We start from the raw sequence: 24,297 nt of genomic DNA on the forward strand, positions 1-24,297 counted from the left end.
GGGGTAGGGGGTGACCGAGCGGGCCGGCGGGTACGCGCGCTGCCCCGCCCTTTCGCGCGAGCGACCCTCAACTGCCGGACGGGCCGGGGCCGCGGCCGCGGCAGCCCGTCGGCGTTTGAGGACGCGCTCGAAGGGCGCCCGGCGGCAGACGGCAGACGGCAGACGGCAGACGGCAGACGGCAGACGGCGCCAGCCTGGCAGCGATCCGCAGGACAGGCCCTACGCCCGGCCCGTCGATTCGCGGGCCGTCAGGCGCGGGGTGGCCGCCCGGACCCGGGCGGGCGGGGCTCCCGTCAGGAGTTCGGCCAGGAGGCCGGCCGCCTGGCGGCCGAAGGCGGGGGTGTCGCGTGTCAGCGCCGTCAGGGGCGGGTGCGTGCTGCGGCAGAGGACGGAGTCCTCCCAGGCGACGATGGAGAGTTCGGCGGGTACGGACACCCCGAGCTCGGCGGCGACGGCGAGGCCCGCGACGGCCATGACGTCGTTGTCGTAGACGATGGCGGTGGGCGGCCGTGACGCGGACAGCAGCCGCCGCGTGGCCTCGGCGCCCTGGGCGTCGGAGTAGTCGGTGGTGACCGAGGTGACGTCGGGCAGGCCGCGCCGCTCGGCCTCGGCCCGCAGGCAGTCCATCCGGCGCCGGGTGTGGGCGAGTTCGGGCAGGCCGGCGACGTGGGTGACGCGGCGGTGCCCGAGGCCGTGGAGGTGGCCGACGATGGAGGCCATGGCGCCGGTGTCGTCGGCCCAGAGGTTGGAGATCGCGCCGTGGGCGCCGATGTCCCCGTCGAGCGCTCCGATGACGACGGCGGGCAGGCCGAGTTCGTCCAGCAGCGCCGGGCGCGGGTCGTCGGCGCGGGGGTCGACGACGAGGAGTCCGTCGACGCGGTGCTCGGCCCACCAGCGGCGGTAGACCGCGCACTCCGCGTCAATGTCCTCGGCCATCTGGAAGAGCAGGCCGAGGCGGTGTCCGGCGAGCACTTCCTGGACGCCGGAGACCAGTTGGAGGAAGAAGGACTCGACGCCCAGGGTGCGGGCGGGCCTGGCCAGGACGAGGCCGACCGTGGCCGCGCCCTCGCCGGACAGGGCACGGGCCGCGGTGCTGGGCTGCCAGCCGAGCTGTTCGGCGACCCGGCGCACGCGTTCGCGGGTGGCGTCGGAGACCCCGGGGCGGCCGTTGAGCGCGAAGGAGACCGCGCTCTCGGAGACGCCCGCGCGGCGCGCGACGTCCTTCATCGTCGGGCGGCGGGCCGGGGTGCGGCGCATGGTTCTCCTTCTGCCCGCGCCCGGGGCGCGGGGCCGTACTGAAGCGTGCGAGTGACCGTGACCCACCGCAGGCTAAAGCGCATTAGCCGACAGCGGAAGTATTGACTTCACCCCGCCACGGGTGCAGTTTTTGTTGCGCACCTCCCGGTCCGACCGAAGGAGTTCGCCGCGCCATGCCCCGTTCCCGCAGAACCGCTGCCGCCGCCGTCCCGCTTCTCGCGTCCGCCTTGCTGCTCACCGCCTGCGGCTCCGGCGGTGGTTCGGACGGTGGTGACGCGGACGGCAAGGCGGAGGGTGGCATCACCTTCCAGACCTGGAATCTGCGCAGCAAATTCAAGGACTACTTCGAGGGCCTGGTCGGGGAATTCGAGAAGCAGAATCCGGGCGTGCGGGTCAAATGGATCGATCAGCCCGCCGACAACTACGCGGAGAAACTCAGCGCCGACGCCGGTGGCGGCACGCTGCCCGATGTCGTGAACGTGTCGCCCGACCTCTCCTATCCGCTGGCCAAGGCCGGGCTGCTGCTGAACCTGGACCGGGAGCAGGCCGCGGCGAAGTTCAAGGGCGAGTACACGCCCGAGGCGTGGGAGGGCAACGTGCTGCCGGGGCTGGACGGTTCGTACGCCTTCCCCTGGTATCTCAACACGGGCCCGCTGTTCTACAACAAGGCGCTCTTCCGGCAGGCGGGGCTCGACCCGGAGAAGCCGCCGAAGAGCTACGACGAGCTGTTCGCCACCGCCGACGCCCTGGCGAAACGGTCCGGCGGGAAGACCGCGACCCTCGCCGGCACCCCGTCCATCGAGGACTTCGGCCGCTACGGCGTGCGGCTGATGAACTCCGACGCCACGAAGTTCACCTACAACGAGCCCAAGGGCGTCGAGCTGCTCACCAAATACAAGGAGCTCTACGCGCACGGCGGGCTCGACGCGCAGGCGCTCACCAATACCGCGGAGCAGGCGGGGCAGAAATTCCTCGAGCAGAAGGTCGCCATGAATCCGGGCAGCGCCCACGACCTGGACACCTTCAAACAGAGCGCGCCCGGTCTCTACAAGGAACTCGGCATCACCGACGCCCCGAACAACACGGGCAAGCCGAACATGTACGTGATGGGCCTGGCCGTCAGCAAGCAGAGCAAGCACAAGGCCGCGGCCGTCGCCTTCGCGCACTTCGTCACGGACCGGAAGAACCAGGAGGACTTCGCGCACAAAGTCGCCGTCTTCCCCAGCACCAAGGGTTCGCTGGACGACCCCTACTGGACCAAGGACGACGGGACGGATGAGGGCCGGGTCCGGGTGGCCTCGGCGAAAATGCTCAAGGGCGCCGTGAATTACACGCCGGTGGTGCTGAGCGAGGAGATGAAGGTCGTCCTCAAGAACGAGGTCGCCAAGGCCCTCCAGGGCAAGAAGTCGCCCCAGCGGGCGCTGGACGACGCCGTCGCGCAGAGCGACAAGCTCCTCAAGCAGAGCTGACGGCCGTGAAGCAGCCCTCCGCACGCGTGCGCACCCACCGGGCGGCCAGCCCCTGGCTCTTCCTGCTGCCCGGCCTCGGGGTGATCGCCGCCTTCAACCTCTACCCCTTCCTCACCACCGTCCAGAAGGCGTTCACCGACGCGCGCACGCTGACCCCCGGCAGCTGGGTGGGGCTGCGCAACTTCCAGGACATGCTGGGCGACGACCAGTTCTGGGTGGCCCTGCGCAACAGCGGGCTGTACGTCCTGCTGGTCGTGCCCTTCACCGTGCTGCTGCCGCTCCTGCTTGCGCTGCTGGTCCAGAAGCGGCTCCCGGGCGTGACCTTCTTCCGCTCCGCCTTCTACACCCCGGTCGTGGCCTCCGTCGTCGTGGTGTCGCTGATCTGGGCCTGGATGCTGGACGACCGCGGGCTCGTCAACGGCATCCTGCGCTTCTTCGGGGCCGGCCCGGTGGCCTTCCTCGGTGACGAGTGGCTGCTGCTGTTCAGCGCCATGGCGCTGACGGTGTGGAAGGGTCTCGGCTACTACATGATCATTTATCTCGCGGCGCTCGGGAACGTCCCGCGCGAGCTCCACGAGGCCGCCGCGGTCGACGGGGCCGGTGCCCTGCGGCGCTTCTTCAGTGTGACCGTCCCGGCCCTGCGCTCCACGATGGTGCTGATCGGCGCGCTGTCGTCGGTGGCCGCCTTCAAGGTCTTCTCCGAGGTCTATCTGCTGGCGGGACCGACCGGCGGACCGGCCGGGCAGGACACCACGCTGGTGATGCTCGTCCAGCGGACCGGCACCGGGCTCAACGGGCGGGTGGGCTATGCCTCGGCCCTGTCCCTCGTCGTCTTCGTGATCGCGCTGCTGCTGATGCTGCTGGCGCTCCGCGCCGACCGGAAGGAGAACGCCTCGTGACGCGGACCTCCGGCTGGGAGAAGGCGCTGCGCTATCTGCTGATGCTCGTCGTGCTGGGCATCACCGTCGGGCCGTTCCTCTGGCAGCTGTCCACCTCGTTCAAGGGCGCCTCCGAGGACATCTACACCTACCCGCCCGGCTTCCTGCCCGAGCATCCGACCACCGGAAATTATGCAGGTGTCGCCGACATCATTCCGGTCTGGGACTATGCGTTGAACTCCCTCAAGGTCGCTCTCGCCAATGTGGTCACCAACCTTGTGGGTGCTTCACTGGCCGGATACGCCCTGGCCCGGCTGCGCTTCCGCGGCCGGCGGCTCGCCGGGCTCGCGTTCGTGGTGGCGCTGCTCGTGCCTCTGGAGTCCATCGTCATCGCGCAGTTCACCATGATGCGCGACCTGCACCTCAACAACACCCTCACCGCCGTCGTCCTGCCCGGCGCGGTCGGCGCGCTCAACGTGCTGCTGATGCGCAACGCGTTCGCGAACCTCCCGTACGAGATCGAGGAGGCGGCCGTCATCGACGGGGCGAACGTCTGGCAGCGGTTCCGCCGGATCGCCCTGCCGTCCGTGCGCGGCACCCTGGCCGTCGTCGCGATCTTCTCCTTCATGGGCGCGTGGGACGACTTCCTCTGGCCGCTGATCGTGCTCTCCGACTCGGACCACTTCACGCTGACGGTCGGCCTGAACTACCTGCACGGAACGTTCCAGCAGAACCCCCGGCTGGTCGCCGCGGGCACCATCATCGCCGTCGCCCCGCTCATCGCGCTCTTCGCCTGCCTCCAGCGGTACTTCTTCCGCGGCGTCGGCGAAGGTGCCGTCAAGGGCTGACCCCGCTCCCCGCCCGAAGGGACACCCCATGCGCTTCGGTGTGAACTACACCCCCACCCGCGGCTGGTTCCACCACTGGCTCGACTTCGACCTGGACGACATCCGCGCCGACCTCGACTCCGTCGCCGCCCTCGGCCTGGACCACATCCGCGTCTTCCCCCTGTGGCCCGTCTTCCAGCCCAACCGCGCGCTGATCCGCCCGCGCGCCGTCGAACAACTGGTGAGCCTCGTGGACGCGGCTGGCGAGCGCGGGCTCGACGTCGCCGTCGACGGCCTCCAGGGCCACCTCTCCAGCTTCGACTTCGTCCCCTCCTGGACCACGACCTGGCACCGCCGCAACCTCTTCACCGACCCCCAGGTCGTCACCGCGCAGGAGGAGTATCTGGCCGCCCTCGCCGGCGCGCTCGCCGACCGGCCGCACTTCCTGGGCATGACGGTCGGCAACGAGACCAACCAGTTCTCCGGCGACCCGCACCCCGACCCCGACCGGATCGGGCCCGGTGAGGCGGAACGCTGGCTGCGCCGGATGCTCGCCGCCTGCGAGAAGGCCGCGCCCGGCCGGACCCATCTGCACGCCTCCTACGACGTCGCCTGGTACGACGGCGCGCACCCCTTCACCCCCGCCCACTCGGCCCGCCTGGGCGCCATGACCGCCGTGCACTCCTGGGTCTTCAACGGCACCGCGCAACGGCACGGCCCGCGCGGCACGGCCACCGAACACCACGCCGCGTATCTCATCGAGCTGTCCAAGGCATGGGCCGAGGACCCGGCCCGGCCGGTGTGGCTCCAGGAGGTCGGGGCGCCCGCCCCGCACATCGCTCCCGAGCAGGCGGCCGCGTTCACCGAGGCGACCGTCACCAACGCGCTGGACTGCCCGGGCCTGTGGGGCATCACCTGGTGGTGCTCCCACGACGTCGACCGCGCGCTCGCCGACTTCCCCGAGCTGGAGTACGGGCTGGGGCTGCTCACCAACGACCGGCGGGTGAAGCCGGCCGGCGAGACGGTCGCGCGGCTCGCCCGGGAGTACCGTGCCGCCGGTCCCACCGCGCCGCCGCGGTCGACCGCGCTGGCCGTGGAGGCGGGAGATGTCGCGGGGGCGCCGCTGCGGGCGGTGTGCGCGCCGGGCGGGGACTACTTCGAGGCGTGGATGCGACTCACCTCCGGCGGCGGGCGGCCCGCGGTGGTGCTCTCCCAATTGACCGGGGATGCTGACCACTTGGCTGGGCGGGGCATCACGGAGGTGCTGACCGTGGACCAAGTCCCGTAGCCGGTGGTCCTTTCCCCGGACCCGCCCCTTCCCGGCCGTATCGATGTGCGGCTCCGCCGCGCGAGGGGAAGGCCCTCGCCCCCGACACGGCTCCGCCGTGTGTCCTCAGCCGCCGGACAGGCCGAGTTCTCCGGACCGCAGTCTGCGGAAGGATCCCCCGCCCCAGGCGGCAACCCGGTTCCCTGGAGGAACGACATGCACCCAAGACCCACCCGCCGCGAGGTCGTCGTCATCGGCGCAGGGGCGGTCACGGCGCTCGCCCTGTCCGCCGGCCCGGGCTCAGCCGAAGGGAAGGGCGGCCTCCAGCCCTACGCCTCCTACTGGTTCCCCGACAGCCTGCCGTCCGGCAGTCCCGGTGACGGCGTCCACTGGCGCAGCCTCGCCAAGTGGCGGCCGCAGGACGACGCCGACCTGCCCTTCAACAAGGCGACCGTGCCGCTCGCCCCGCGCTTCACTCCCCCGCCCGTCAACACCACCGCGCGTGCCGGACAGGCACGCGTCTCCGCGCTCGCCGCCTTCGCGCACACGTCCGGCAACCCGTCCCAGGGCTCGGACACCGCCGACCACTACGCGCTCACCCACTGGGCGTACCTCGACGAGCTGGTCTTCTGGGGCGGCTCCTCGGACGAGGGGCTGATCCTCGCCCCGAACGCGCCGGTCGTGGACGCCGCGCACCGCAACGGCGTGCCTGTCCTGGGCACGGTGTTCCTGCCTCCGGTCGCGTACGGCGGGCAGCTGCGCTGGACGGAGGACCTGGTGCGGCGCGGGTCGGGCGGCCGCTTCCCGCTGGCCGACAAGCTGATCCAGGTGGCGCGGGCGTACGGCTTCGACGGCTGGTTCCTCAACGCCGAGACCGGCGGCGGGGACGCCCGGCTGGGCGCGGCCGTGCGGGACTTCGTGGTGTACCTGCGGGAGCGCGGCACAGGGCTGCGGGTCACGTGGTACGACGCGATGGCCGTCTCCGGCGACATCGCCTGGCAGAACGAACTCGACGACCGCAACGCCCCGTTCTTCCGGGCGGCCGGCTCGATGTTCCTCAACTTCGGCTGGAGCCGTGCCGGGCTCGCGGTGTCGGCCGAGCGCGCGGGGCGGCTGGGGCGGAGCCCGTACGCGCTGTGGGCGGGTGTCGACGTCGAGGCGCGCGGCTGGGACACCCCGGTCGACTGGGACGCGGTCGTCCCGGCGAGCGGCCCGCACACCGTCTCGTACGGCTTCTACCGGCCCGAGTGGACCTGGACGAGCCTGCCGGCGGGCGGGCGCTCCCCAGCGGCCTTCCACGCGCGGGACGACCGCTTCTGGTCCGGCGAGGGCCTCGACCCCACGGCGCCGCCGGCCGGGCCCTGGCGGGCGCCCGCCGCGTCCGTCGCGGACCGCTCCACGCTGACCGCGCTGCCGTTCGCGACGAGCTTCAACACCGGCCACGGGACCGGCTGGTGGGAGAGGGGCGAGCGCCTCTCCGACGCCGCCTGGAACCACCTCGGGCTCCAGGACCGGCTGCCCGGCCGCCGCTGGGTCGTCCGCACGGAGGGCACCCGGCCCACCGTCGGCTTCGACTTCGACGACGCCTGGCGCGGCGGCAGCAGCCTCCTCGTGGAGGGCGCGCCGACCGCGCCGGCGACGGTCGAGCTGTACGCGGCACGGCTGCCGCTGTCCCGCGCCACCGTCGTGGAACTGGCCCACCGCACCGACGCCGGGTCGGCCGCGGTACGCGTGGAGCTGGCCGTGTCACCGCGCCCGGGATCATTCCACCACCTGCCCGCGGGCACACTGCCGGGAGGGGGCCGCGGCTGGACGACCGTACGGCTGCGCCTCGGCGCACTGCCGCACGGCACCGTCCACGCCCTGGGCGTACGTCTCACCGCGCCGGACGGCGGCACGGTCCGCTGGCGGCTCGGGGGCCTCGCGGTCCACGACGCGGCACCACCCGCGCCCGCCCGGCCCGGCCGCGTCCGGGTGACCGCCTCCCGCCGGACCGGCGACGGCGCGGCGGAGCTCCGGCTGGCCTGGGGGGCGAGCCGGGCACCCGTGCGCCATTACGAGCTCCATCAGGTGCTCCCCGGCGGTGGCCGTCGCTTCCTCGGCGGCACCTGTGGGCATGCCTACTACGTCGCGGGGCTGCGCCGCACCGCCGAGGAGGCGGCCACGCGCGTCGAAGTGCGCGCCGTGGACGAGCTGTACGCCACCTCGGCACCCGCGTCCGTCACTTTCCGCTGGTAGACCTACTGCGTGAGGACACCGACTCCATGCACAACGACCGCACCATCACCGAAGCCCGACTGAAGCGGGTGCTGGACGAGCGCATCCGGCCCGCCGTCTACCCCGAGTCGGTGCCGCTGGCCGTCTCGGTGTGGAACGCCCCGGGCGAGCCCGTCCCCGTGGCGGAGGGGCTGGCAGCCGAGCGGGTGCCGATCCGGACCGGCGCGCAGTGGGGTCCTCCCTGGGGGACGAGCTGGTTCACCGTCACGGGAACGGTGCCGCCGGAGTGGGCGGGCCGGACCGTCGAGGCGCTGCTCGACCTGGGCTTCGACGAGAACATGCCGGGCTTCCAGTGCGAAGGGCTCGTCCACCGCCCGGACGGCTCGCCGGTGAAGGGGCTCAATCCCCGCAACCAGTGGGTGCGCGTCGGCGAGAAGGTCGCCGGTGGCGAGGAGGTGACGCTGCACATCGAGGCGTCGTCGAACCCGGTGATCCTGGACTACCACCCCTTCCTGCCGACCGAACTGGGCGACAGGGAGACGGCGGACGACGCGCCGCGCTACCGGCTGGGGCGGATGGACCTCGCCGTCTTCGACCGGACGGTGTGGGAGCTGGTCCAGGACCTGGAGGTGCTGGGTGAGCTGATGGCCGAGCTGTCGGTGGACTCCCCGCGCCGCTGGGAGATCCTGCGCGCCGTGGAGCGGGCGCTGGACGCGGTCGACCTCCAGGACGTGGGCGGCACTGCGGCACGCGCGCGTGAGCGGCTCACCGGCGTGCTGTCCGCGCCCGCCCACGCCTCGGCCCACCGGATCAGCGCGGTCGGGCACGCGCACATCGACTCGGCGTGGCTGTGGCCGCTGCGCGAGACGGTGCGCAAGGTCGCGCGGACGACGTCGAACATGACGGCGCTGCTGGAGGACGAGCCGGACTTCGTCTACGCCATGTCGCAGGCGCAGCAGTTCGCCTGGATCAAGGAGCACCGGCCGGAGGTCTACGCGCGGGTGAAGAAGGCGGTCGCGGAGGGCCGTTTCGTGCCCGTGGGCGGCATGTGGGTGGAGTCCGACACCAACATGCCGGGGTCGGAGGCGCTGGCACGGCAGTTCGTGCACGGGAAGCGGTTCTTCCTGGAGGAGTTCGGGATCGAGACGGAGGAGGTGTGGCTGCCGGACACGTTCGGCTATTCGGCGGCGCTGCCCCAGTTGGTGAGACTGGCGGGGGCGAAGTGGTTCCTGACGCAGAAGATCTCGTGGAGCCGGACCAACAAGTTCCCGCACCACACCTTCTGGTGGGAGGGGCTGGACGGGACGCGCGTCTTCACGCACTTCCCGCCCATCGACACCTACAACGCGCAGCTGTCGGGCAAGGAGGTCGCGCACGCCGTCCGCAACTTCCAGGAGAAGGGCGGCGCGACGCGTTCCCTCGCGCCGACCGGCTGGGGTGACGGCGGCGGCGGGACGACGCGCGAGATGCTCGCCCGCGCGAAGCGGCTCGCGGATCTGGAGGGGTCGGCCCGGGTCACCTTCGAGAAGCCGTCGGCGTTCTTCGAGAAGGCGCACGCGGAGTACGCCCACGCGCCCGTGTGGGTGGGCGAGCTGTATCTGGAGCTGCACCGGGCGACGCTCACCAGCCAGGCGCGGACCAAGCAGGGCAACCGCCGCTCGGAGCACCTGCTGCGGGAGGCGGAGCTGTGGGCGGCGACGGCGGCCGTGCGTACCGGTTTCCCGTATCCGTACGAGGCGCTGGACCGGCTGTGGAAGACGGTGCTGCTGCACCAGTTCCACGACATCCTGCCCGGTACGTCGATCGCCTGGGTGCACCGGGAGGCGGCGGCGACCTACGCGGCGGTCGCGGCGGAACTGGAAGCGATCATCGCGGACGCGCTGGCGGCGCTGGCCGGGGGCACCTCGGCGGGCGGCAGCGTGGTCTTCAACGCGGCGCCGCACGGGCGCGGGGGCGTGCCGGCGCTCGGCGCGGCCGTGGAGGGCCCGGCGGCCGGCGAGCCGGTGCGCGCGGAGCCCCGCGAGGGCGGCGGGTTCGTGCTCGACAACGGGCTGCTGCGGGTGGTGGTCGACGGGCGGGGGCTGGTGGTCTCCGTGCACGACCTGGCGGCGGACCGCGAGACGGTCGCGCCGGGCGCGGCGGCGAACCTCCTCCAACTGCACCCGGACTTCCCGAACATGTGGGACGCCTGGGATGTCGACCACTTCTACCGCAACACCGTCACGGACCTCACCGACGTCGAATCGCTGGAGCTCACGGACGCCGGCGCGGTACGGGTGACGCGGGCCTTCGGGGCTTCGCGGGTGGAGCAGTTCATCGGCCTGCCGGAGGGTGAGCGGCGGCTGGAGATCACGACGGAGGTCGACTGGCACGAGACGGAGAAGTTCCTCAAGGCGGCGTTCCCGCTGGACGTGCACACCGACCGTACGGCGGCGGAGACCCAGTTCGGTCACCTCTACCGCCCCACGCACACCAACACCAGCTGGGACGCGGCCAAGTTCGAGGCGTGCGCGCACCGCTTCGTCCACCTGGAGGAGCCCGGCTGGGGCGTGGCGGTCGTCAACGACTCCACGTACGGCTACGACGTGACGCGTGCCGTACGCGACGGCGGCACGGGCACCACGACCACCCTGCGCCTCTCCCTGCTGCGGGCCCCCCGCTTCCCCGACCCGCGAACGGACCAGGGCGTCCACCGCTTCCGCTACGCGCTGGTGCCGAACGCGTCCTTGGGGGACGCGGTGCGGGAGGGACACCGGATCAACCTGCCGGAGCGGCGGGTGTCCGGGGCCCGCGCGGTGGAACCGCTGGTGTCGGTCTCGGACGACGCCGTCGTCGTGTCGGCCGTCAAGCTCGCGGACGACGGCAGCGGTGATGTGGTGGTGCGGCTGTACGAGGCGGGCGGCGGGCGGGCGCGGGTCCGCCTGACGGCGGGGTTTGCGGTGGGGTCGGCGTCGGTGTGCGATCTGTTGGAGCGGCCTGTTGCAGCGGCCGATGCGCATGACCTCCGCTTGTCCTTCCGCCCCTTCGAGATCGTCACGCTGCGGCTGACGCGGGCATGATTCCTTCCCCAGCCCCGCCCCTTCCCGAAACCGGGGGAGACCCCCGGACCTCCGAAGCGGCTGCGCCGCTTGTCCTCAAACGCCGGACGGGCTGAATTCAGCCCGGCGCTCCCGCCGCAGGCGGCGAACCGGCCGACCCTTGTGTCAGTGCCTGCGCATAGCATCACTGCATGAAACTGCGATTCCCTCGGCCACGGCGTCGGCGGCTGTTCGCCGCCGTGGCCGCCGGTGCCGTACTGGCCGGGGCCGGCACCTGGACGGCGGCTTCGGCCGGTGGCGGCGGACCTGCCGTGCACCGCGAGGACCGGTTCCTGAGCGTGCCCGAGTCGCCGGGCAGCGGTGACAAGGTCCGGATCGACATGTCGTACTTCACGGCCGGTGACACCGGGCGCAGGCCCGCCGTGCTGCTCGCGCACGGTTTCGGCGGCAGCAAGGAGGACCTGCGCGGCCAGGCCGAGGACCTGGCGCGTGACGGATACGCGGTGCTGACGTGGTCCGCGCGGGGTTTCGGGAAGTCCACCGGCCGGATCGGGCTGAACGACCCGGACCACGAGGTCGCCGACGTGAGCCGGCTCATCGACTGGCTGGCCGGGCGGCCCGAGGTGAAGCTCGACAAGGCGGGCGACCCGCGGGTCGGGATCGCGGGCGGTTCCTACGGCGGCGCGGTCTCCCTCCTCGCGGCCGGGTACGACAAGCGCGTCGACGCGATCGCCCCGCAGATCACCTACTGGAACCTCGCCGACTCGCTCTTCCCGAACGGCGTCGTCAAGGAGCCCGGGGACGCGAGCCGGGACCCCGGGGTCTTCAAGAAGCTCTGGGCCGGCGTCTTCTTCACCACCGGCTCCACCGGCGGCCCGGTCACGGCCGGACCGGGCGCGGGAGCCCAGGCCCCGCCCTCCGCGGCGCGGGGCGGCTGCGGCGGCTTCGAGCCGGCGCTGTGCGAGATGTACGAGAGGGTGGCCGTCGCCGGGAAGCCGGACGCGCAGGCGCGCGAACTGCTGGAGCACCGCAGCCCGTCCGCCGTCGCCGACCGCATCAAGGTGCCCACGCTGCTCCTCCAGGGGCAGGCGGACTCCCTGTTCCCTCTCGACCAGTCCGACGCCGCGGCCAGGGCCATCGCCCACAACGGCGCGCCCGTCTCCGTCGACTGGATCGCGGGCGGGCACGACGGCGGCATGACCGAGAGCGGTCGCGTCGAGCAGCGCACGCGCGCGTGGTTCGACCGCTACCTCAAGGACGACAAGAGCGCCGGCACCGGACCGGCGTTCCGTGTCAGCAGGACCGGTGGCATCGACACCACCGACGGCAAGGCACAGGTGCGCGGCGCGAGCGCGGACCGCTATCCGGGGCTGCGCAACGACGCTCGCGCGGTCCCGCTGACCGGCCGTCCGCAGTCGTTCGGCAATCCCGCGGGTGCCGCGCCTCCGGCGATCTCCGCAGTGCCGGGGATCGGCGCGGTGTCGCAGCTGTCGGGGCTGGGCGTGGGTCTTTCGCTGGACTTCCCCGGTCAGTACGCCCGTTTCGAATCCGCGCGGCTGACGGAGGGGGTGCGGGTCACCGGGTCGCCGACGGTCAGGGCGAAGGTCACCTCGGACTCCGGGGAGGCGGTCCTCTTCGCCAAGGTCTACGACGTGGGGCCCAACGGGCAGCAGGTGCTGCCCGCGCAGCTCGTCGCGCCCGCGCGGGTGACCGGCGCCAAGGACGGCCGGACGGTCGAGCTGCGGCTTCCCGCCATCGACCACACCTTCGAGGCCGGGCACCGGATGCGGCTCGTGCTCGCCGCCACGGACCTGGCCTACGCCTCGCCGGCCCGGCCCGCGACGTACACCGTCGCCCTGGAGGGCGGCGGGCTGAGCGTGCCGACGGCACCGGAGGTGCGGACGGCCTCGGCCGCGCTGCCGTGGTGGACGTGGGGGCTGCCGGTGGCCGGCGCCGCCGTCGCGGCGGCCGTGCTGCTGACCGGGCGGCGGCGCGCGGCCGTGCCCGCGCCCGATCCGGCGCTCGCCGAGGTGCCGTTGCAGATCACGGACTTGAGCAAGCGCTACGCCAAGTCCGCCGACCGGTATGCCGTCCGTGACCTGTCCTTCCGGGTGGAGCGGGGGCAGGTGCTCGGTCTGCTCGGCCCGAACGGCGCGGGCAAGACCACGACCCTGCGGATGCTCATGGGCCTCATCCGGCCCGACGGTGGCGAGGTGCGGGTCTTCGGGCACGCGATCCGGCCGGGCGCGCCGGTGCTGTCCCGGGTCGGCGCGTTCGTGGAGGGCGCCGGTTTCCTGCCGCACCTGTCCGGCCGTGCCAACCTCGATCTGTACTGGCAGGCCACCGGCCGCCCGGCCGAGGACGCCCACGTCGACGAGGCCCTGGAGATCGCCGGGCTGGGTTCCGCGCTGGAGCGCGCCGTGCGGACGTACTCCCAGGGCATGCGGCAGCGGCTCGCGATCGCGCAGGCCATGCTCGGACTGCCGGACCTGCTGATCCTGGACGAGCCGACCAACGGTCTCGACCCGCCGCAGATCCGGGAGATGCGCGAGGTGATGATCCGCTACGCGGCGGCCGGGCGCACGGTCATCGTCTCCAGCCACCTCCTCGCCGAGGTCGAGCAGAGCTGTACGCACCTGGTGGTGATGGACCGCGGGCGGCTGGTCACGGCCGGTCCCGTCGCGGACATCGTCGGCTCGGGCGACACGCTGCTGGTCGGCGTCGAGGGCGGGCCGGCGGAGGCCGTCGCCGAGAAGGTGGCGGCGCTGCCGGGCGTGGCGTCCGCGGTGCGGACGGACGAGGGGCTGCTGGTGGAGCTCGACGGGATGAGCGCGGCGGCGCTGCTGGCGGAGCTGGTCCGGCTGGAGGTCCCGGTGGAGCGTGTGGGTCCGCACCGCCGTCTGGAGGACGCGTTCCTGACCCTGATCGGAGGCTCCGCATGAGCACGGCGACGGACATCGCCCCGGAGGCCGCGCCGGGTTATCGCGCGCGGCACACGCTGCCGCTGCGGGTCGAGGCGATGCGGCAGTTGCGGCGACGGCGCACGCTCGTGGTCGGGGCGGTCCTGGCCGTGCTGCCGTTCGTCCTGATCGCGGCCTTCGCGATCGGCGGGCAGCCGAGCGGGCGGGACGGCAGGGTGACGCTGATCGACACCGCGACCTCCTCCGGCGTCAACTTCGCGGCGACGTGCCTGTTCGTCTCGGCTGGCTTCCTGCTGGTGGTGCCGGTGGCGCTGTTCTGCGGTGACGCGGTGGCGTCCGAGGCGAGCTGGTCGTCCCTGCGCTATCTGCTGGCGGCACCGGTGCCGCGGGCGCGGCTGCTGCTGAGCAAGCTGGCCGTGGCGCTGGGCTTCAGCGCTGCCGCGATGGTGCTGCTGCCGGTGGTGGCCCTGGCCGCGGGCACGGCGGCGTACGGCTGGGGGCCGCTCCAGATCCCCACCGGTGGCTCGCTGCCCGGTGGCACGGCGGTCGAGCGGCTCGCGATCGTCGTCGCGTACATCTTCGTCGGGCAGTTGGTGACGGCCGGACTCGCGTTCTGGCTGTCGACCGTCACGGACGCGCCCCTGGGCGCGGTGGGCGGCGCGGTGGGCCTGACCATCGTGGGCAACGTCCTGGACGCGGTGACGGCACTCGGGCACTGGCGCGACTTCCTCCCGGCGCACTGGCAGTTCGCCTGGGCGGACGCGCTCCAGCCGCACCTGGAGTGGTCGGGCATGGTCAAGGGCACGGCGGTGTCGGTGTCGTACGCGCTGGTGCTCCTCGCTTTCGCGTTCCGGCACTTCCGGGGGAAGGACGTGGTGTCGTAGTCGGGCCCCGGCACGGGGCGGGAGAGCGCGCTCAGCCCGCCCCGTACACGGCCCCCGGCGGGCGCACCGCCTTCAGCAGGTCTCGGACCGCTTCTCCCGCCTCCGCCGGAGACCAGCGGGAGCCCTTGTCGGCCGTCGGGCCCGGGTGCCAGCCTTCCAGCACCGTGATGCGGCCGCCGTCGGCCTCGAAGACGTGGCCGCTGACGTCCGCGGAGCCGGCGGAGGCCAGCCAGACCACCAGCGGGGAGACGTTGGCCGGGGCCATCGCGTCGAAGCCGGCCGGGGGCGCGGCCATCGTGGCGGCGAAGGCGCGTTCGGTCATGCGGGTGCGGGCGGCGGGGGCGATGGCGTTGACCTGGACGCCGTAGCGGGCGAGTTCGGCGGCGGCGACGAGGGTGAGGGCGACGATCCCGGCCTTGGCCGCCGCGTAGTTGGCCTGTCCCACGCTGCCCAGCAGTCCCGCCCCCGAGGCCGTGTTGACGACGCGCGCCGCGGGCCGACGGCCGGCCTTGGCCTCGGCGCGCCAGTGCGCGACGGCGTGCCGGAGCGGCAGGAAGTGACCCTTGAGGTGGACGCGCACGACCGCGTCCCAGTCGTCCTCGCCGAGGTTGACGAGCATCCGGTCGCGCAGGAACCCGGCGTTGTTGACGAGCGCGTCGAGCCGCCCGTAGGTGTCCAGGGCGGTCGCGACGAGGGACGCGGCGCCCCCGTCGGTGGCGATGTCGCCGTGGTGCGCGACCGCTTCGCCGCCGCGCGCGGTGATCTCCTCGGCGACGCGCCGGGCCGGGTCCGCCGAGCCGCCGTGCCCGTCGAGCTCCACCCCCAGGTCGTTGACGACGACCTTGGCCCCCTCGGCGGCGAGGGCGAGCGCGTGCGCGCGGCCGAGGCCGCGGCCGGCGCCGGTGACGACGGCGACGCGTCCCGCGCAGATTCCGGTGGGTCCGACGGGCATGTCAGCGCTCCTCGTGGTGGACGGTCGCGGCGTCGAGGAAGGCGGGGCGTTCCCCGCCACCGTGGACGAGCAGGCTCGCGCCCGTGATGTAGGCGGCGTCCGCGGAGGCGAGGAAGACGGCCGCGGCGCCGATCTCGCCGGGCTCGGCGAGCCGCCCGGCGGGCACCGTCCGGGCGACGGCGGCGACGCCGTCCTCGTCGCCGTAGTGGAGGTGCGCCGAGGCGGTGCGGACCATGCCGAGGACGAGGGTGTTGACCCGGATCGCGGGCGCCCATTCGACGGCCATGGAGCGGGCGAGGTGCTCCAGCCCCGCCTTGGCCGCACCGTAGGCGGCGGTGCCGGGCGAGGGGCGGGTGCCGCTCACGCTGCCGGTCATGAGGACACACCCGCCCTCCGGCTGCCGGCGCATGACGCGGTACGCGGCGAGCGACGCGGTCAGCGGCGCGAGGAGGTTGAGGCCGAGGACGCGGGCGTGGCGTTCGTCCGCTCCTTCGCCGAGGGGCTGGAAGGGCGTCCCCCCGGCGTTGTTGACCAGTACGTCCAGCCGCCCGTACGCCTCGTCGACCCGGGCGAAGAAGGCCCGTACGCCGTCCGCGTCCCGGAGGTCGACGGGCAGGAAGCGGGCGCTGCCGCGCTCGGTGGCGACCGGCCGCTCCGGCGGCCTGCGTGCGCAGACGACCACCCGCGCCCCGGTGTCCAGGAACGCCCGCGCGATGCCCGTGCCGACGCCGCGCGTCCCGCCGGTGACGACGACGACCCGGCCCGACTCCCCCTCGGCTCCGCCCACTTCGCACCTCCCGCGTCGGCCTGTCCGCTGCTACCTTCACACCTAACAAACGTTTGGTGGAAAGGTAGCTGATCCTCCGATGGGTGTCTCCACCTCCCGCCCCGAATCCGCCGTGGCAGTCGTCACCGTGGACTTCCCTCCGGTCAACGCCCTGCCCGTGCGCGGCTGGTACGACCTCGCCGCAGCCGTCCGCGCGGCGGGCAGCGATCCCGCGGTCCGCTGTGTGGTACTCGGCGCCGCGGGGCGCGGCTTCAACGCCGGCGTCGACCTCAAGGAGATCCAGCGCTCCCCCGGCCGGCAGGCCCTGATCGGCGCCAACCACGGCTGCGCGGCGGCCTTTTCGGCCGTCTACGACTGCGAGGTCCCGGTCGTGGCCGCCGTGCAGGGCTTCTGCCTCGGCGGCGGCATCGGACTCGTCGGCAACGCCGACGCCGTCGTCGCCTCCGACGACGCGACCTTCGGCCTGCCCGAGCTGGACCGGGGCGCGCTGGGCGCGGCCACCCACCTCTCGCGGCTGGTGCCGCAGCACCTGATGCGCACGCTTTACTACACCTCGCGCACGGTCACCGCCGAGGAGCTGCACCGGCACGGCGCCGTGTGGCGGGTCGTGACACGCGGGCAACTGTCCGACGCGGCCCTGGAGTTGGCGCGGGAGATCGCCGCCAAGGACGGCACGCTGCTGCGCATGGCCAAGGCCGCCATCAACGGCATCGACCCGGTCGACGTCCACCGCAGCTACCGCTACGAACAGAGCTTCACCTTCGAGGCCGGCCTGAGCGGGGTCGCGGACCGGCGACGGGACGCCTTCGTCCAGGGCGGGGCGGGGAAGGAGCGGAAGCCATGACCACCGACAAGAGGATGACCGCGGACGAGGCCGTCGCCCGCCTGGAGAGCGGGATGACGGTCGGCATCGGCGGCTGGGGCTCGCGGCGCAAGCCGATGGCGCTGGTGCGGGCCCTGCTGCGGTCGGGCGTCGGCGACCTCACCGTCGTGTCCTGCGGCGGCCCGGACGTGGGCCTGCTGGCGGCGGCCGGGCGGATCCGCAGGCTCGTCGCCCCCTTCGCCACGCTGGACTCCATCCCCCTCGAACCGCACTTCCGGACCGCCCGGCAGCGCGGGGAGATCGAGCTGACGGAGCTGGACGAGGCGATGTTCATGTGGGGGCTGACGGCGGCCGCGCACCGGCTGTCGTTCCTGCCCGTACGGGCCGGCCTCGGCTCCGACGTGATGACGGTCAACCCGCGCCTGCGCACCGTCACTTCACCGTACGAGGACGGCGAGGAGTACGTCGCGGTGCCCGCGCTGACGCTGGACGCCGCGCTGGTGCACCTCAACCGGGCCGACGCCCGCGGCAACGCCCAGTACCTCGGCCCCGATCCGTACTTCGACGACCTCTTCTGCGAGGCCGCGCGGGAGGCGTACGTCTCCTGCGAACGCGTCGTCGACAGCGCGGAGTTCGCCGCCGGGGGCGGGCCGCAGACGCTGCTGGTGCAGCGGACGTGCGTCAACGGCGTCGTCGAGGCACCGGGCGGCGCCCACTTCACGTCCTGCGTGCCCGACTACGAACGGGACGAGACGTTCCAGGCCGCGTACGCCGAGGCGGCCGCCGACCCGGTGCGATGGCGGGAGTTCACGGCCCGCTTCCTCTCGGGCGACGAGGACGCCTACCGCGCGGCCGTCGCGGACTTCAAGGGGGCGGCGGCGTGACGGCGACCAGGGCCGAGGTGTGCGTCGTGGCGTGCGCGGAGGCGTGGCGCGGCGACGGCGAGATTTTGGCGAGCCCGATGGGGGTGGTGCCGACGATCGGCGCGCGGCTGGCGCGGCTGACGTTCTCGCCGGATCTGCTGCTGACGGACGGCGAGGCGATGCTGATCGCCGACGTGCCGGCGCTGGGCGAGCCCGCCACGGCCGTCGAGGGGTGGCTGCCCTTCCGCCGCCACCTCGCGCTGGTCACGGGCGGCAGACGGCATGTGATGATGGGCGCGAGCCAGCTCGACCGGTACGGCAACCAGAACATCTCGTGCGTCGGCGACTGGGCGCGGCCCGCCCGGCAGCTCCTCGGCGTGCGCGGCGCTCCGGCCAACTCCTTGAACCATCCGACCAGTTACTGGATCCCGCGGCACTCCCCCCGGGTGCTGGTCGAGAAGGTCGACATGGTCTGCGGTGTCGGCTACGACCGGGCGGCCGCCGCCGGCCCGTCCGCCACACGCTTCCACCGCATCCCCCGCGTCGTCACCGACCTGGCCGTACTCGACTTCGAGACGCCGGACCGCACGATGCGGGTGAACTCCCTGCACCCCGGCGTCACCGCCGAGGAGCTGCGGGCGGCGACGGGCTTCCGGCTCGACGTGCCGGACCACGCGCCGCGCACCCGCGCCCCGACCGCCGGGGAACTGCGCCTGATCCGCGACGTCCTCGACCCGCACACCCTGCGGGCTGGCGAGGTGCGGACGTGAGGACCGCGCTCACCGAGCTGACGGGCGTCCGGCACCCGGTCGTCCAGACCGGCATGGGCTGGGTGGCGGGGCCCCGGCTGGTGTCGGCCTCGGCGGACGCGGGGGCGCTGGGCATCCTCGCCTCCGCGACCATGACGCTCGATCAGCTCCGCGACGCGGTCCGGGAGGTGCACTCGCGCACGGACCGCCCCTTCGGCGTCAACCTCCGCGCGGACGCCGGGGACGCGGCCGAGCGCGTGTCCCTGATCATCGAGGAGGGGGTACGCGTCGCCTCCTTCGCCCTCGCCCCCTCGCGGGAGCTGATCGCCCGCCTCAAGGACGCCGGTGTCGTCGTCATCCCCTCGGTGGGCGCGCGACGGCACGCCGAGAAGGTCGCGGCGTGGGGCGCGGACGCGGTCGTGGTGCAGGGCGCCGAGGGCGGCGGCCATACGGGCCGGGTCGCGACGACGGTACTGCTGCCCCAGGTCGTGGACGCGGTCGGCATCCCGGTGATCGCGGCGGGCGGCTTCCACGACGGGCGCGGACTGGCGGCCGCGCTGGCCTTCGGCGCGGCCGGGATCGCCATGGGCACGCGCTTCCTGCTCACCTCCGACAGCCCCGTCCCGGCGGCGGTGAAGGCCGCGTACCTCGCCGCGTCCGTCACGGACGTCACGGTGACCACGAAGGTCGACGGCCTCCCCCACCGGATGCTGCGCACGCCCTTCGTCACGGCACTGGAACGGTCGGGGCGCACCGCCGGGCTCGTACGGGCCGCGCGGCACGCTTTCGCGTTCCGCGAGGTGTCGGGGCTGGGTCCGGTGCGGATACTTCGGGAAGGGGTGGCGATGCGGCGCGACGCGGAGTTGACGTGGAGTCAGGTGCTGCTGGCCGCGAGCACGCCGATGTTGTTGAGGGCGGCGATGGTGGACGGCCGCACGGATGCGGGGGTGATGGCTTCGGGGCAGGTGGCGGGAGTGATCGACGACCTCCCGTCGTGCGGGGAGTTGGTGGAGCGGGTGGTGTCGGAGGCGTCGGAGGTGCTGGCGTCTTTGGGGTCGGGACGGTGAAACCGACTGGCCTCCATCCGCAGGCGAGCCCCGGCCCGCTCGCGCCAGGCCGGGGCCGGCCAGGGGCTACAGACCCGGCTCCGACGCGTCCTTGACGCCGGTCACGAACGAGGACCAGGCGCCGGAGGGGAAGGTGAGCACTGGCCCGTTGGGGTCCTTGCTGTCACGGACGGGGACAGTACCGCTCGTGACGACGAGGTCGGCGGCGACCTCTATACAGTTGCCGCCGTTGTTGCTGTAGGAAGACTTGAACCAGCGGAAGGAGTCGGTCGTGGTCGTCACGGTGTGCCCTTTCGTACCTGCTCGATCATGGCCACAGATGCCGCCTGCGACAGCGCTTCGGCCTGTAGCTGATGGTAGGCGGTCAACATGGGCACTACGGATGTACTCTCGCGGTCGAGATTGCCTTGCGCCTGAGACTCGGCGTAGCAGATCAGGGACCGGTCCGGCAAGGTCAAGAGGTTGACGGGCAGGTCAAACGTTCGACGCTCGCCTATCGCGTACGGCGCCACCTGTAGCAGCGTGTTGGGCAATTCAGCGAACTCGACCAAGCGCGCCAACTGGTTGTCCATGACGATGGGACCGCCGACAGTACGACAGATGCAGCTTTCGTCCATAGTCACGAACACCATGGGTGGATGGGGCCGCATCAGCGCTGCCTGGCGATTCGCCAGAAACGAAACGCGTTCGTCGGCCTGTTCGGGTGTGATGGCTCCTCGGCGTACAGCGCTGTCAGCCAGAACCCGTGCGTATTCGGGAGTCTGCAACAGGCCGGGAATGATCCCGATCTCGTAAAGCCGGAGCTCTACAGCCCGACCCTCGTGCGTGACGTACTCCGGGAATCCCTCCAGCAGCGAACCGGTCTTGATCGCGCGGCACTCGCGATCGAACGAGTCTGCGGTGCCGTCGATGCCGAACACCTTGTCCGCGCTACGCGAGAAGCGAAGAGTTGGAGGCTTCCGGCCAGTTTCAACTGCCGAGATATGCACACTGGAGTATTCCATGCGTGCGGCAAGGTCGTCTTGAGTCCAGCCGCGCGCCTCACGCAAGCTGCGTAGACGTGCACCGTAGGCCGCCTGTGGCGAGGCGTCCGGGTTCAACTCCTTGCGGTTCAAGTGACTTTGACCATCCCTTCATTCCTCTTCTACAGCTTGAAGGGTGCCCAGGCGTGGGCCACGCTGAACCTCCCCGGTAGTGAAAGAACTACGGAGAGGAGTGATCGTGTCCGCCGACCCCTGGACTGGTTACCGATCCGGCGCACTCGTGGTGGACACGTCCACCAACCGCATCGGCGTCAGCGTCGCCTTCGACGGCGAGAGGTACACCCTCAAGGGGGCGAAGGGCGCCCCGCCGCCCGAGTGGACCGCCGACAAGCGCGCCGTCCGACTGGCCACCACCGAAGAGCGCGCCACTCTCGGACTCGGACCTCGGAGCATCTGAGGCCCGCCAGACCGCCTGTCCCTCCGTTGATGCGCCTTACTCCCCCGAGAGGTGCATGCCGATCACGGAGGGGCAGGCACCACCGCCCGCCCCGGTGCACGGTTGAGGTCCGTTCCGCCGGGGCGGGTGCACCACCGCTCTTCCGGCTGCACGGAGGACAGCCCGAAGGCTCCTACAAGGCTCCGCTCCTCCCCTACAGCCGCTCCACGATCGTCACATTCGCCTGTCCCCCGCCCTCACACATCGTCAGCAACCCGTATCGCCCACCCCGCCGTTCCAGCTCGCACAGCAACGTCGTCAGCAGCCGAGCCCCCGTCGCCCCCAACGGATGCCCCAGAGCGATCGCGCCTCCGTTGACATTGACCCGGTCAGGATCCGCCCCCGTCTCCTGGAGCCATGCCAGGACCACGGAGGCGAACGCCTCGTTGATCTCGACCAGGTCCATGGCATCCATCGCCAGACCGGCCCGCTTCAGGGCGCGGGCCGTCGCGGGGATGGGTGCGGACAGCATGCGGATGGGGTCCTCGGCCCGTACGGACAGGTGGTGGACGCGTGCCCGGGGGGTGAGCCCGTGGTCGCGCAGGGCGCGGTCGTTCGCGATCAGGACGGCGGCCGCCCCGTCCGAGATCTGGGAGGAGAGGGCGGCGGTGAGCGTGCCCCCGGTGAGGACGGGCGGGAGCGCGGCCATCTTCGCCGCCGAAGTGTCGCGGCGCGGGCCCTCGTCGGCGTCGACGCCTCCCCAGGGGACGAGTTCGCGGTCGAAGCGCCCCTCGTCGGCGGCGCGCACGGCCCGCCGGTGCGAGCGCAGCGCGTACTCCTCCATGGCCGCGCGGCTGATGCCCCACTGTTCGGCGATCATCTCGGCGCCGTGGAACTGGCTGACGGGCCGGTCGCCGTAGCGGGCCCGCCAGCCGTCGGACCCGGCGTACGGGCCGTCGGCGAGCCCCAGCGGTTCGGCGGCCCGGCGGGAGGCGTAGGCGATGGGGATCTGCGACATGTTCTGCACGCCGCCCGCGACGACGAGGTCCTGGGTGCCGGAGAGCACGGCCTGGGCGGCGAAGTGGACGGCCTGCTGCCCGGAGCCGCACTGCCGGTCGACGGTGACGCCCGGGACCTCCTCGGGCAGGCCGGCGGCCAGCCAGCTCGTGCGGGCGATGTCACCGGCCTGCGGCCCGACCGCGTCGAGGCAGCCGAGGACGACGTCGTCGACGGCGGCCGGATCCACGCCCGTCCGGCCCATCAGGGCGCGCAGCACATGGGCTCCGAGGTCGGCGGGGTGGGCGGCGGAGAGCCCGCCGCCCCGCCGGCCGACAGGGGTGCGCACCGCATCGACGATGTATGCCTCGGCCATGGCCGCTCCTTGAGGGTCCGTCAGTCCGGTACGGCGATGCCGTCCAGGACCATCGACAGGTACTGGTGGGCGATCTCCTCGGGCGTGTGCTGTCCGCCCGGCCGGTACCAGGACGCGGCGACCCACACGGTGTCGCGTACGAAGCGGTACGTGAGCCGGGTGTCAAGGTCGGCGCGGAACATCCCCTCGGCGACACCGCGCCGCAGGGTGCCGAGCCACGCCTTCTCGAACCTGCGCTGCGAGTCGGCGAGATAGGCGAAGCGGGGCCGGGCGGCGAGGTGGCGGGACTCCTTCTGGTAGATGGCGACGGCGGGGCGGTGCCGGTCGATCTCGCGGAAGGACTCGGTGACGAGGGCCTCCAGCGTCTCGCGGGGGCCGAGGCCGGCGGCGAGCACGGCGTCGTAGCCCGCCCAGAGCTCGGCCAGGAAGGTGGAGAGGATCTCGTCGAGCATCGACTCCTTGGAGTCGAAGTGGTAGTAGAGGCTGCCCGCGAGCAGCCCTGCTTCGTCGGCGATCCGGCGGACGGTGGTGGCGTTGTAGCCGTGGGCGGCGAACACCTCGGCGGCGGTGGCGAGGAGTTCGCGGCGCCGCTCGGGGGCGGCGGGGTTCGCGGTGGTCTGCTTGCTGTTCGGCACGGGGTCATTCTCGGTCACGCGTGCTGGCCGCTGACGGAGACCGTCTCCCCCGTCATGTACGAGGAGTAGCCGCTGGCGAGGAAGACGATGACGTTGGCCACCTCCCAGGGTTCCGCGGGGCGGCCGAAGGGCTCGCGCGCGGTGAGCTCGGCGAGCAGTTCGGGGGTGGTGACCTTGGCGAGGTGGGGGTGCATGGCGAGGCTGGGTGCGACGGCGTTGACGCGTACGCCGTAGGCCGCGGCCTCGACGGCGGCGCAGCGGGTGAGGGCCATGACGCCCGCCTTGGCGGCGGCGTAGTGGGCCTGTCCGCGCTGGGCGCGCCAGCCGACGACGGAGGCGTTGTTGACGACGACGCCCCCGGCGCCCGTGGCGCGCATGCGGCGCAGGGCGGCGCGGGTGCAGCGGAAGGTGCCGTTCAGGGAGGTGTCGACGACCTTGTCCCACTGCTCGTCGGTCATGTCCACCAGATCGGCGGTGCCGCCGAGGCCCGCGTTGTTGACGACGATATCGAGCGCGCCGTGGCGTTCCTCGGCGAGCTCGAACAGGGCGGTGACCTGGGCCTCGTCGGTGACGTCGCAGGGCAGTCCGGCGACCTGCCGGGCGCCGAAGCCGTCGCACAGCGCCGCGACGGTCGCCCGGAGCCGGCGGGCGTGGGCGTCGCCGAGCACGACGCGTGCGCCCTCTTCGAGGAACCGCCGCGCGGTGGCGCCGCCGATGCCGGTGCCCGCGGCGGCGGTGATGACGGCGGTGCGGCCCGACAGCAGTCCGTGGCCGGGGAGATAGGGCGGCGGTGCGGGCCGGGAGGCGGTGCGGGACTCCGTGCGGGACTCCTCGACGCTGCTCATGGCCGTACGTTAACCTACCAAACACTT

At 72.7% G+C, this 24,297-nt stretch carries 21 protein-coding genes; 13 read left to right on the forward strand and 8 right to left on the reverse strand.

All coding sequences use genetic code 11. The features are described from left to right. Positions 1-219: 219 nt before the first annotated feature. Positions 220-1,257 (reverse strand): LacI family DNA-binding transcriptional regulator, encoded by a 1,038-nt coding sequence (locus AB0435_RS02470; RefSeq protein ID WP_366002246.1) that lies wholly within the window; start codon positions 1,255-1,257, stop codon positions 220-222. A 173-nt stretch (positions 1,258-1,430) separates the two neighbouring features. On the opposite strand from AB0435_RS02470, the gene AB0435_RS02475 reads away from it, so the two are divergent. The 8 genes from AB0435_RS02475 (at position 1,431) to AB0435_RS02510 (ending at position 14,758) form a co-directional block, all read left to right on the forward strand. Then, positions 1,431-2,726 (forward strand): extracellular solute-binding protein, encoded by a 1,296-nt coding sequence (locus AB0435_RS02475; protein ID WP_366425997.1) that lies wholly within the window; start codon positions 1,431-1,433, stop codon positions 2,724-2,726. A 5-nt stretch (positions 2,727-2,731) separates the two neighbouring features. Continuing rightward, positions 2,732-3,625 (forward strand): sugar ABC transporter permease, encoded by an 894-nt coding sequence (locus AB0435_RS02480; RefSeq protein WP_366425998.1) that lies wholly within the window; start codon positions 2,732-2,734, stop codon positions 3,623-3,625. A 41-nt stretch (positions 3,626-3,666) separates the two neighbouring features. Then, on the forward strand, positions 3,667-4,452 hold the full coding sequence (locus AB0435_RS02485; protein WP_366002380.1) for a carbohydrate ABC transporter permease: 786 nt from the start codon (positions 3,667-3,669) through the stop codon (positions 4,450-4,452). A 28-nt stretch (positions 4,453-4,480) separates the two neighbouring features. Then, positions 4,481-5,719 carry a glycosyl hydrolase gene (locus AB0435_RS02490; RefSeq protein WP_366425999.1) on the forward strand — a complete coding sequence of 413 codons (1,239 nt, stop codon included), beginning with the start codon at positions 4,481-4,483 and terminating at the stop codon, positions 5,717-5,719. Between the two features lie 195 nt (positions 5,720-5,914). Further along, positions 5,915-7,936, forward strand: coding sequence for an endo-beta-N-acetylglucosaminidase (locus AB0435_RS02495; RefSeq protein ID WP_366426000.1), 2,022 nt, complete (start codon positions 5,915-5,917; stop codon positions 7,934-7,936). 26 nt (positions 7,937-7,962) lie between these two features. After that, a complete protein-coding gene (locus AB0435_RS02500; RefSeq protein ID WP_366426001.1) occupies positions 7,963-10,974 on the forward strand; it encodes a glycoside hydrolase family 38 C-terminal domain-containing protein in 3,012 nt (1,003 codons plus the stop codon). 170 nt (positions 10,975-11,144) lie between these two features. Beyond that, positions 11,145-13,895, forward strand: a complete 2,751-nt coding sequence (locus AB0435_RS02505) for an alpha/beta fold hydrolase (RefSeq protein ID WP_366426002.1) — start codon at positions 11,145-11,147, stop codon at positions 13,893-13,895. Next, on the forward strand, positions 13,892-14,758 hold the full coding sequence (locus AB0435_RS02510) for an ABC transporter permease (RefSeq protein WP_366002239.1): 867 nt from the start codon (positions 13,892-13,894) through the stop codon (positions 14,756-14,758). The genes AB0435_RS02505 and AB0435_RS02510 overlap by 4 nt, the downstream gene beginning before the upstream one ends. 31 nt (positions 14,759-14,789) lie before the next feature. On the opposite strand, the gene AB0435_RS02515 is transcribed toward AB0435_RS02510, so the two are convergent. Beyond that, positions 14,790-15,710: an SDR family oxidoreductase gene (locus AB0435_RS02515; RefSeq protein ID WP_366426003.1), complete on the reverse strand. Its 921-nt coding sequence runs from the start codon at positions 15,708-15,710 to the stop codon at positions 14,790-14,792. A gap of 1 nt (position 15,711) precedes the next feature. Beyond that, positions 15,712-16,497, reverse strand: a complete 786-nt coding sequence (locus AB0435_RS02520; RefSeq protein ID WP_366426004.1) for an SDR family oxidoreductase — start codon at positions 16,495-16,497, stop codon at positions 15,712-15,714. A 79-nt stretch (positions 16,498-16,576) separates the two neighbouring features. On the opposite strand from AB0435_RS02520, the gene AB0435_RS02525 reads away from it, so the two are divergent. The 4 genes from AB0435_RS02525 to AB0435_RS02540 are packed head-to-tail and all read left to right on the forward strand — an operon-like array spanning position 16,577 to position 19,999. Next, positions 16,577-17,341 carry an enoyl-CoA hydratase family protein gene (locus AB0435_RS02525; RefSeq protein WP_366002236.1) on the forward strand — a complete coding sequence of 255 codons (765 nt, stop codon included), beginning with the start codon at positions 16,577-16,579 and terminating at the stop codon, positions 17,339-17,341. Further along, entirely contained in the window at positions 17,338-18,204 is an 867-nt protein-coding gene (locus tag AB0435_RS02530) for a CoA-transferase (RefSeq protein ID WP_366426005.1), read from the forward strand. The genes AB0435_RS02525 and AB0435_RS02530 overlap by 4 nt, the downstream gene beginning before the upstream one ends. Next, positions 18,201-18,953: a CoA-transferase gene (locus AB0435_RS02535; RefSeq protein WP_366426006.1), complete on the forward strand. Its 753-nt coding sequence runs from the start codon at positions 18,201-18,203 to the stop codon at positions 18,951-18,953. The genes AB0435_RS02530 and AB0435_RS02535 overlap by 4 nt, the downstream gene beginning before the upstream one ends. Further along, positions 18,950-19,999 carry a nitronate monooxygenase gene (locus AB0435_RS02540; protein ID WP_366426007.1) on the forward strand — a complete coding sequence of 350 codons (1,050 nt, stop codon included), beginning with the start codon at positions 18,950-18,952 and terminating at the stop codon, positions 19,997-19,999. Before AB0435_RS02535 ends, AB0435_RS02540 begins: the two co-directional genes overlap by 4 nt. Positions 20,000-20,065: 66 nt before the next feature. On the opposite strand, the gene AB0435_RS02545 is transcribed toward AB0435_RS02540, so the two are convergent. Next, a complete protein-coding gene (locus AB0435_RS02545) occupies positions 20,066-20,281 on the reverse strand; it encodes a DUF397 domain-containing protein (RefSeq protein ID WP_366002232.1) in 216 nt (71 codons plus the stop codon). After that, positions 20,278-21,114 carry a helix-turn-helix transcriptional regulator gene (locus AB0435_RS02550; protein ID WP_366426008.1) on the reverse strand — a complete coding sequence of 279 codons (837 nt, stop codon included), beginning with the start codon at positions 21,112-21,114 and terminating at the stop codon, positions 20,278-20,280. Before AB0435_RS02550 ends, AB0435_RS02545 begins: the two co-directional genes overlap by 4 nt. 106 nt (positions 21,115-21,220) lie before the next feature. Here AB0435_RS02550 and AB0435_RS02555 point away from each other — a divergent pair, with 106 nt between their 5' ends. After that, a complete protein-coding gene (locus AB0435_RS02555) occupies positions 21,221-21,439 on the forward strand; it encodes a hypothetical protein (protein WP_366002230.1) in 219 nt (72 codons plus the stop codon). A gap of 193 nt (positions 21,440-21,632) precedes the next feature. Here AB0435_RS02555 and AB0435_RS02560 read toward each other — a convergent pair whose 3' ends face one another. Genes AB0435_RS02560 through AB0435_RS02570 form a run of 3 tightly spaced genes read right to left on the reverse strand, consistent with a single transcriptional unit; the run spans position 21,633 to position 24,270 of the window. Then, positions 21,633-22,790 (reverse strand): acetyl-CoA C-acetyltransferase, encoded by a 1,158-nt coding sequence (locus AB0435_RS02560; RefSeq protein ID WP_366426009.1) that lies wholly within the window; start codon positions 22,788-22,790, stop codon positions 21,633-21,635. Between the two features lie 20 nt (positions 22,791-22,810). Then, positions 22,811-23,425, reverse strand: coding sequence for a TetR/AcrR family transcriptional regulator (locus AB0435_RS02565; protein WP_366426010.1), 615 nt, complete (start codon positions 23,423-23,425; stop codon positions 22,811-22,813). Positions 23,426-23,439: 14 nt separating this feature from the next. After that, positions 23,440-24,270 (reverse strand): SDR family oxidoreductase, encoded by an 831-nt coding sequence (locus AB0435_RS02570; protein ID WP_366426011.1) that lies wholly within the window; start codon positions 24,268-24,270, stop codon positions 23,440-23,442. Positions 24,271-24,297 lie beyond the last annotated feature (27 nt).

The organism is Streptomyces sp. NPDC051173, assembly GCF_040689515.1.
Classification (GTDB): domain Bacteria; phylum Actinomycetota; class Actinomycetes; order Streptomycetales; family Streptomycetaceae; genus Streptomyces.

Excerpts from the sequence above, each read along its gene's own strand:
- AB0435_RS02485 (WP_366002380.1), top strand. The coding sequence starts at position 3,667 with ATGCTCGTCGTGCTGGGCATCACCGTCGGGCCGTTCCTCTGGCAGCTG.
- AB0435_RS02500 (WP_366426001.1), top strand. The coding sequence starts at position 7,963 with ATGCACAACGACCGCACCATCACCGAAGCCCGACTGAAGCGGGTGCTG.
- AB0435_RS02495 (WP_366426000.1), top strand. The coding sequence starts at position 5,915 with ATGCACCCAAGACCCACCCGCCGCGAGGTCGTCGTCATCGGCGCAGGG.
- AB0435_RS02505 (WP_366426002.1), top strand. The coding sequence starts at position 11,145 with ATGAAACTGCGATTCCCTCGGCCACGGCGTCGGCGGCTGTTCGCCGCC.
- AB0435_RS02560 (WP_366426009.1), bottom strand. The coding sequence starts at position 22,790 with ATGGCCGAGGCATACATCGTCGATGCGGTGCGCACCCCTGTCGGCCGG.
- AB0435_RS02475 (WP_366425997.1), top strand. The coding sequence starts at position 1,431 with ATGCCCCGTTCCCGCAGAACCGCTGCCGCCGCCGTCCCGCTTCTCGCG.
- AB0435_RS02490 (WP_366425999.1), top strand. The coding sequence starts at position 4,481 with ATGCGCTTCGGTGTGAACTACACCCCCACCCGCGGCTGGTTCCACCAC.
- AB0435_RS02525 (WP_366002236.1), top strand. The coding sequence starts at position 16,577 with ATGGGTGTCTCCACCTCCCGCCCCGAATCCGCCGTGGCAGTCGTCACC.
- AB0435_RS02470 (WP_366002246.1), bottom strand. The coding sequence starts at position 1,257 with ATGCGCCGCACCCCGGCCCGCCGCCCGACGATGAAGGACGTCGCGCGC.
- AB0435_RS02510 (WP_366002239.1), top strand. The coding sequence starts at position 13,892 with ATGAGCACGGCGACGGACATCGCCCCGGAGGCCGCGCCGGGTTATCGC.
- AB0435_RS02530 (WP_366426005.1), top strand. The coding sequence starts at position 17,338 with ATGACCACCGACAAGAGGATGACCGCGGACGAGGCCGTCGCCCGCCTG.
- AB0435_RS02515 (WP_366426003.1), bottom strand. The coding sequence starts at position 15,710 with ATGCCCGTCGGACCCACCGGAATCTGCGCGGGACGCGTCGCCGTCGTC.
- AB0435_RS02570 (WP_366426011.1), bottom strand. The coding sequence starts at position 24,270 with ATGAGCAGCGTCGAGGAGTCCCGCACGGAGTCCCGCACCGCCTCCCGG.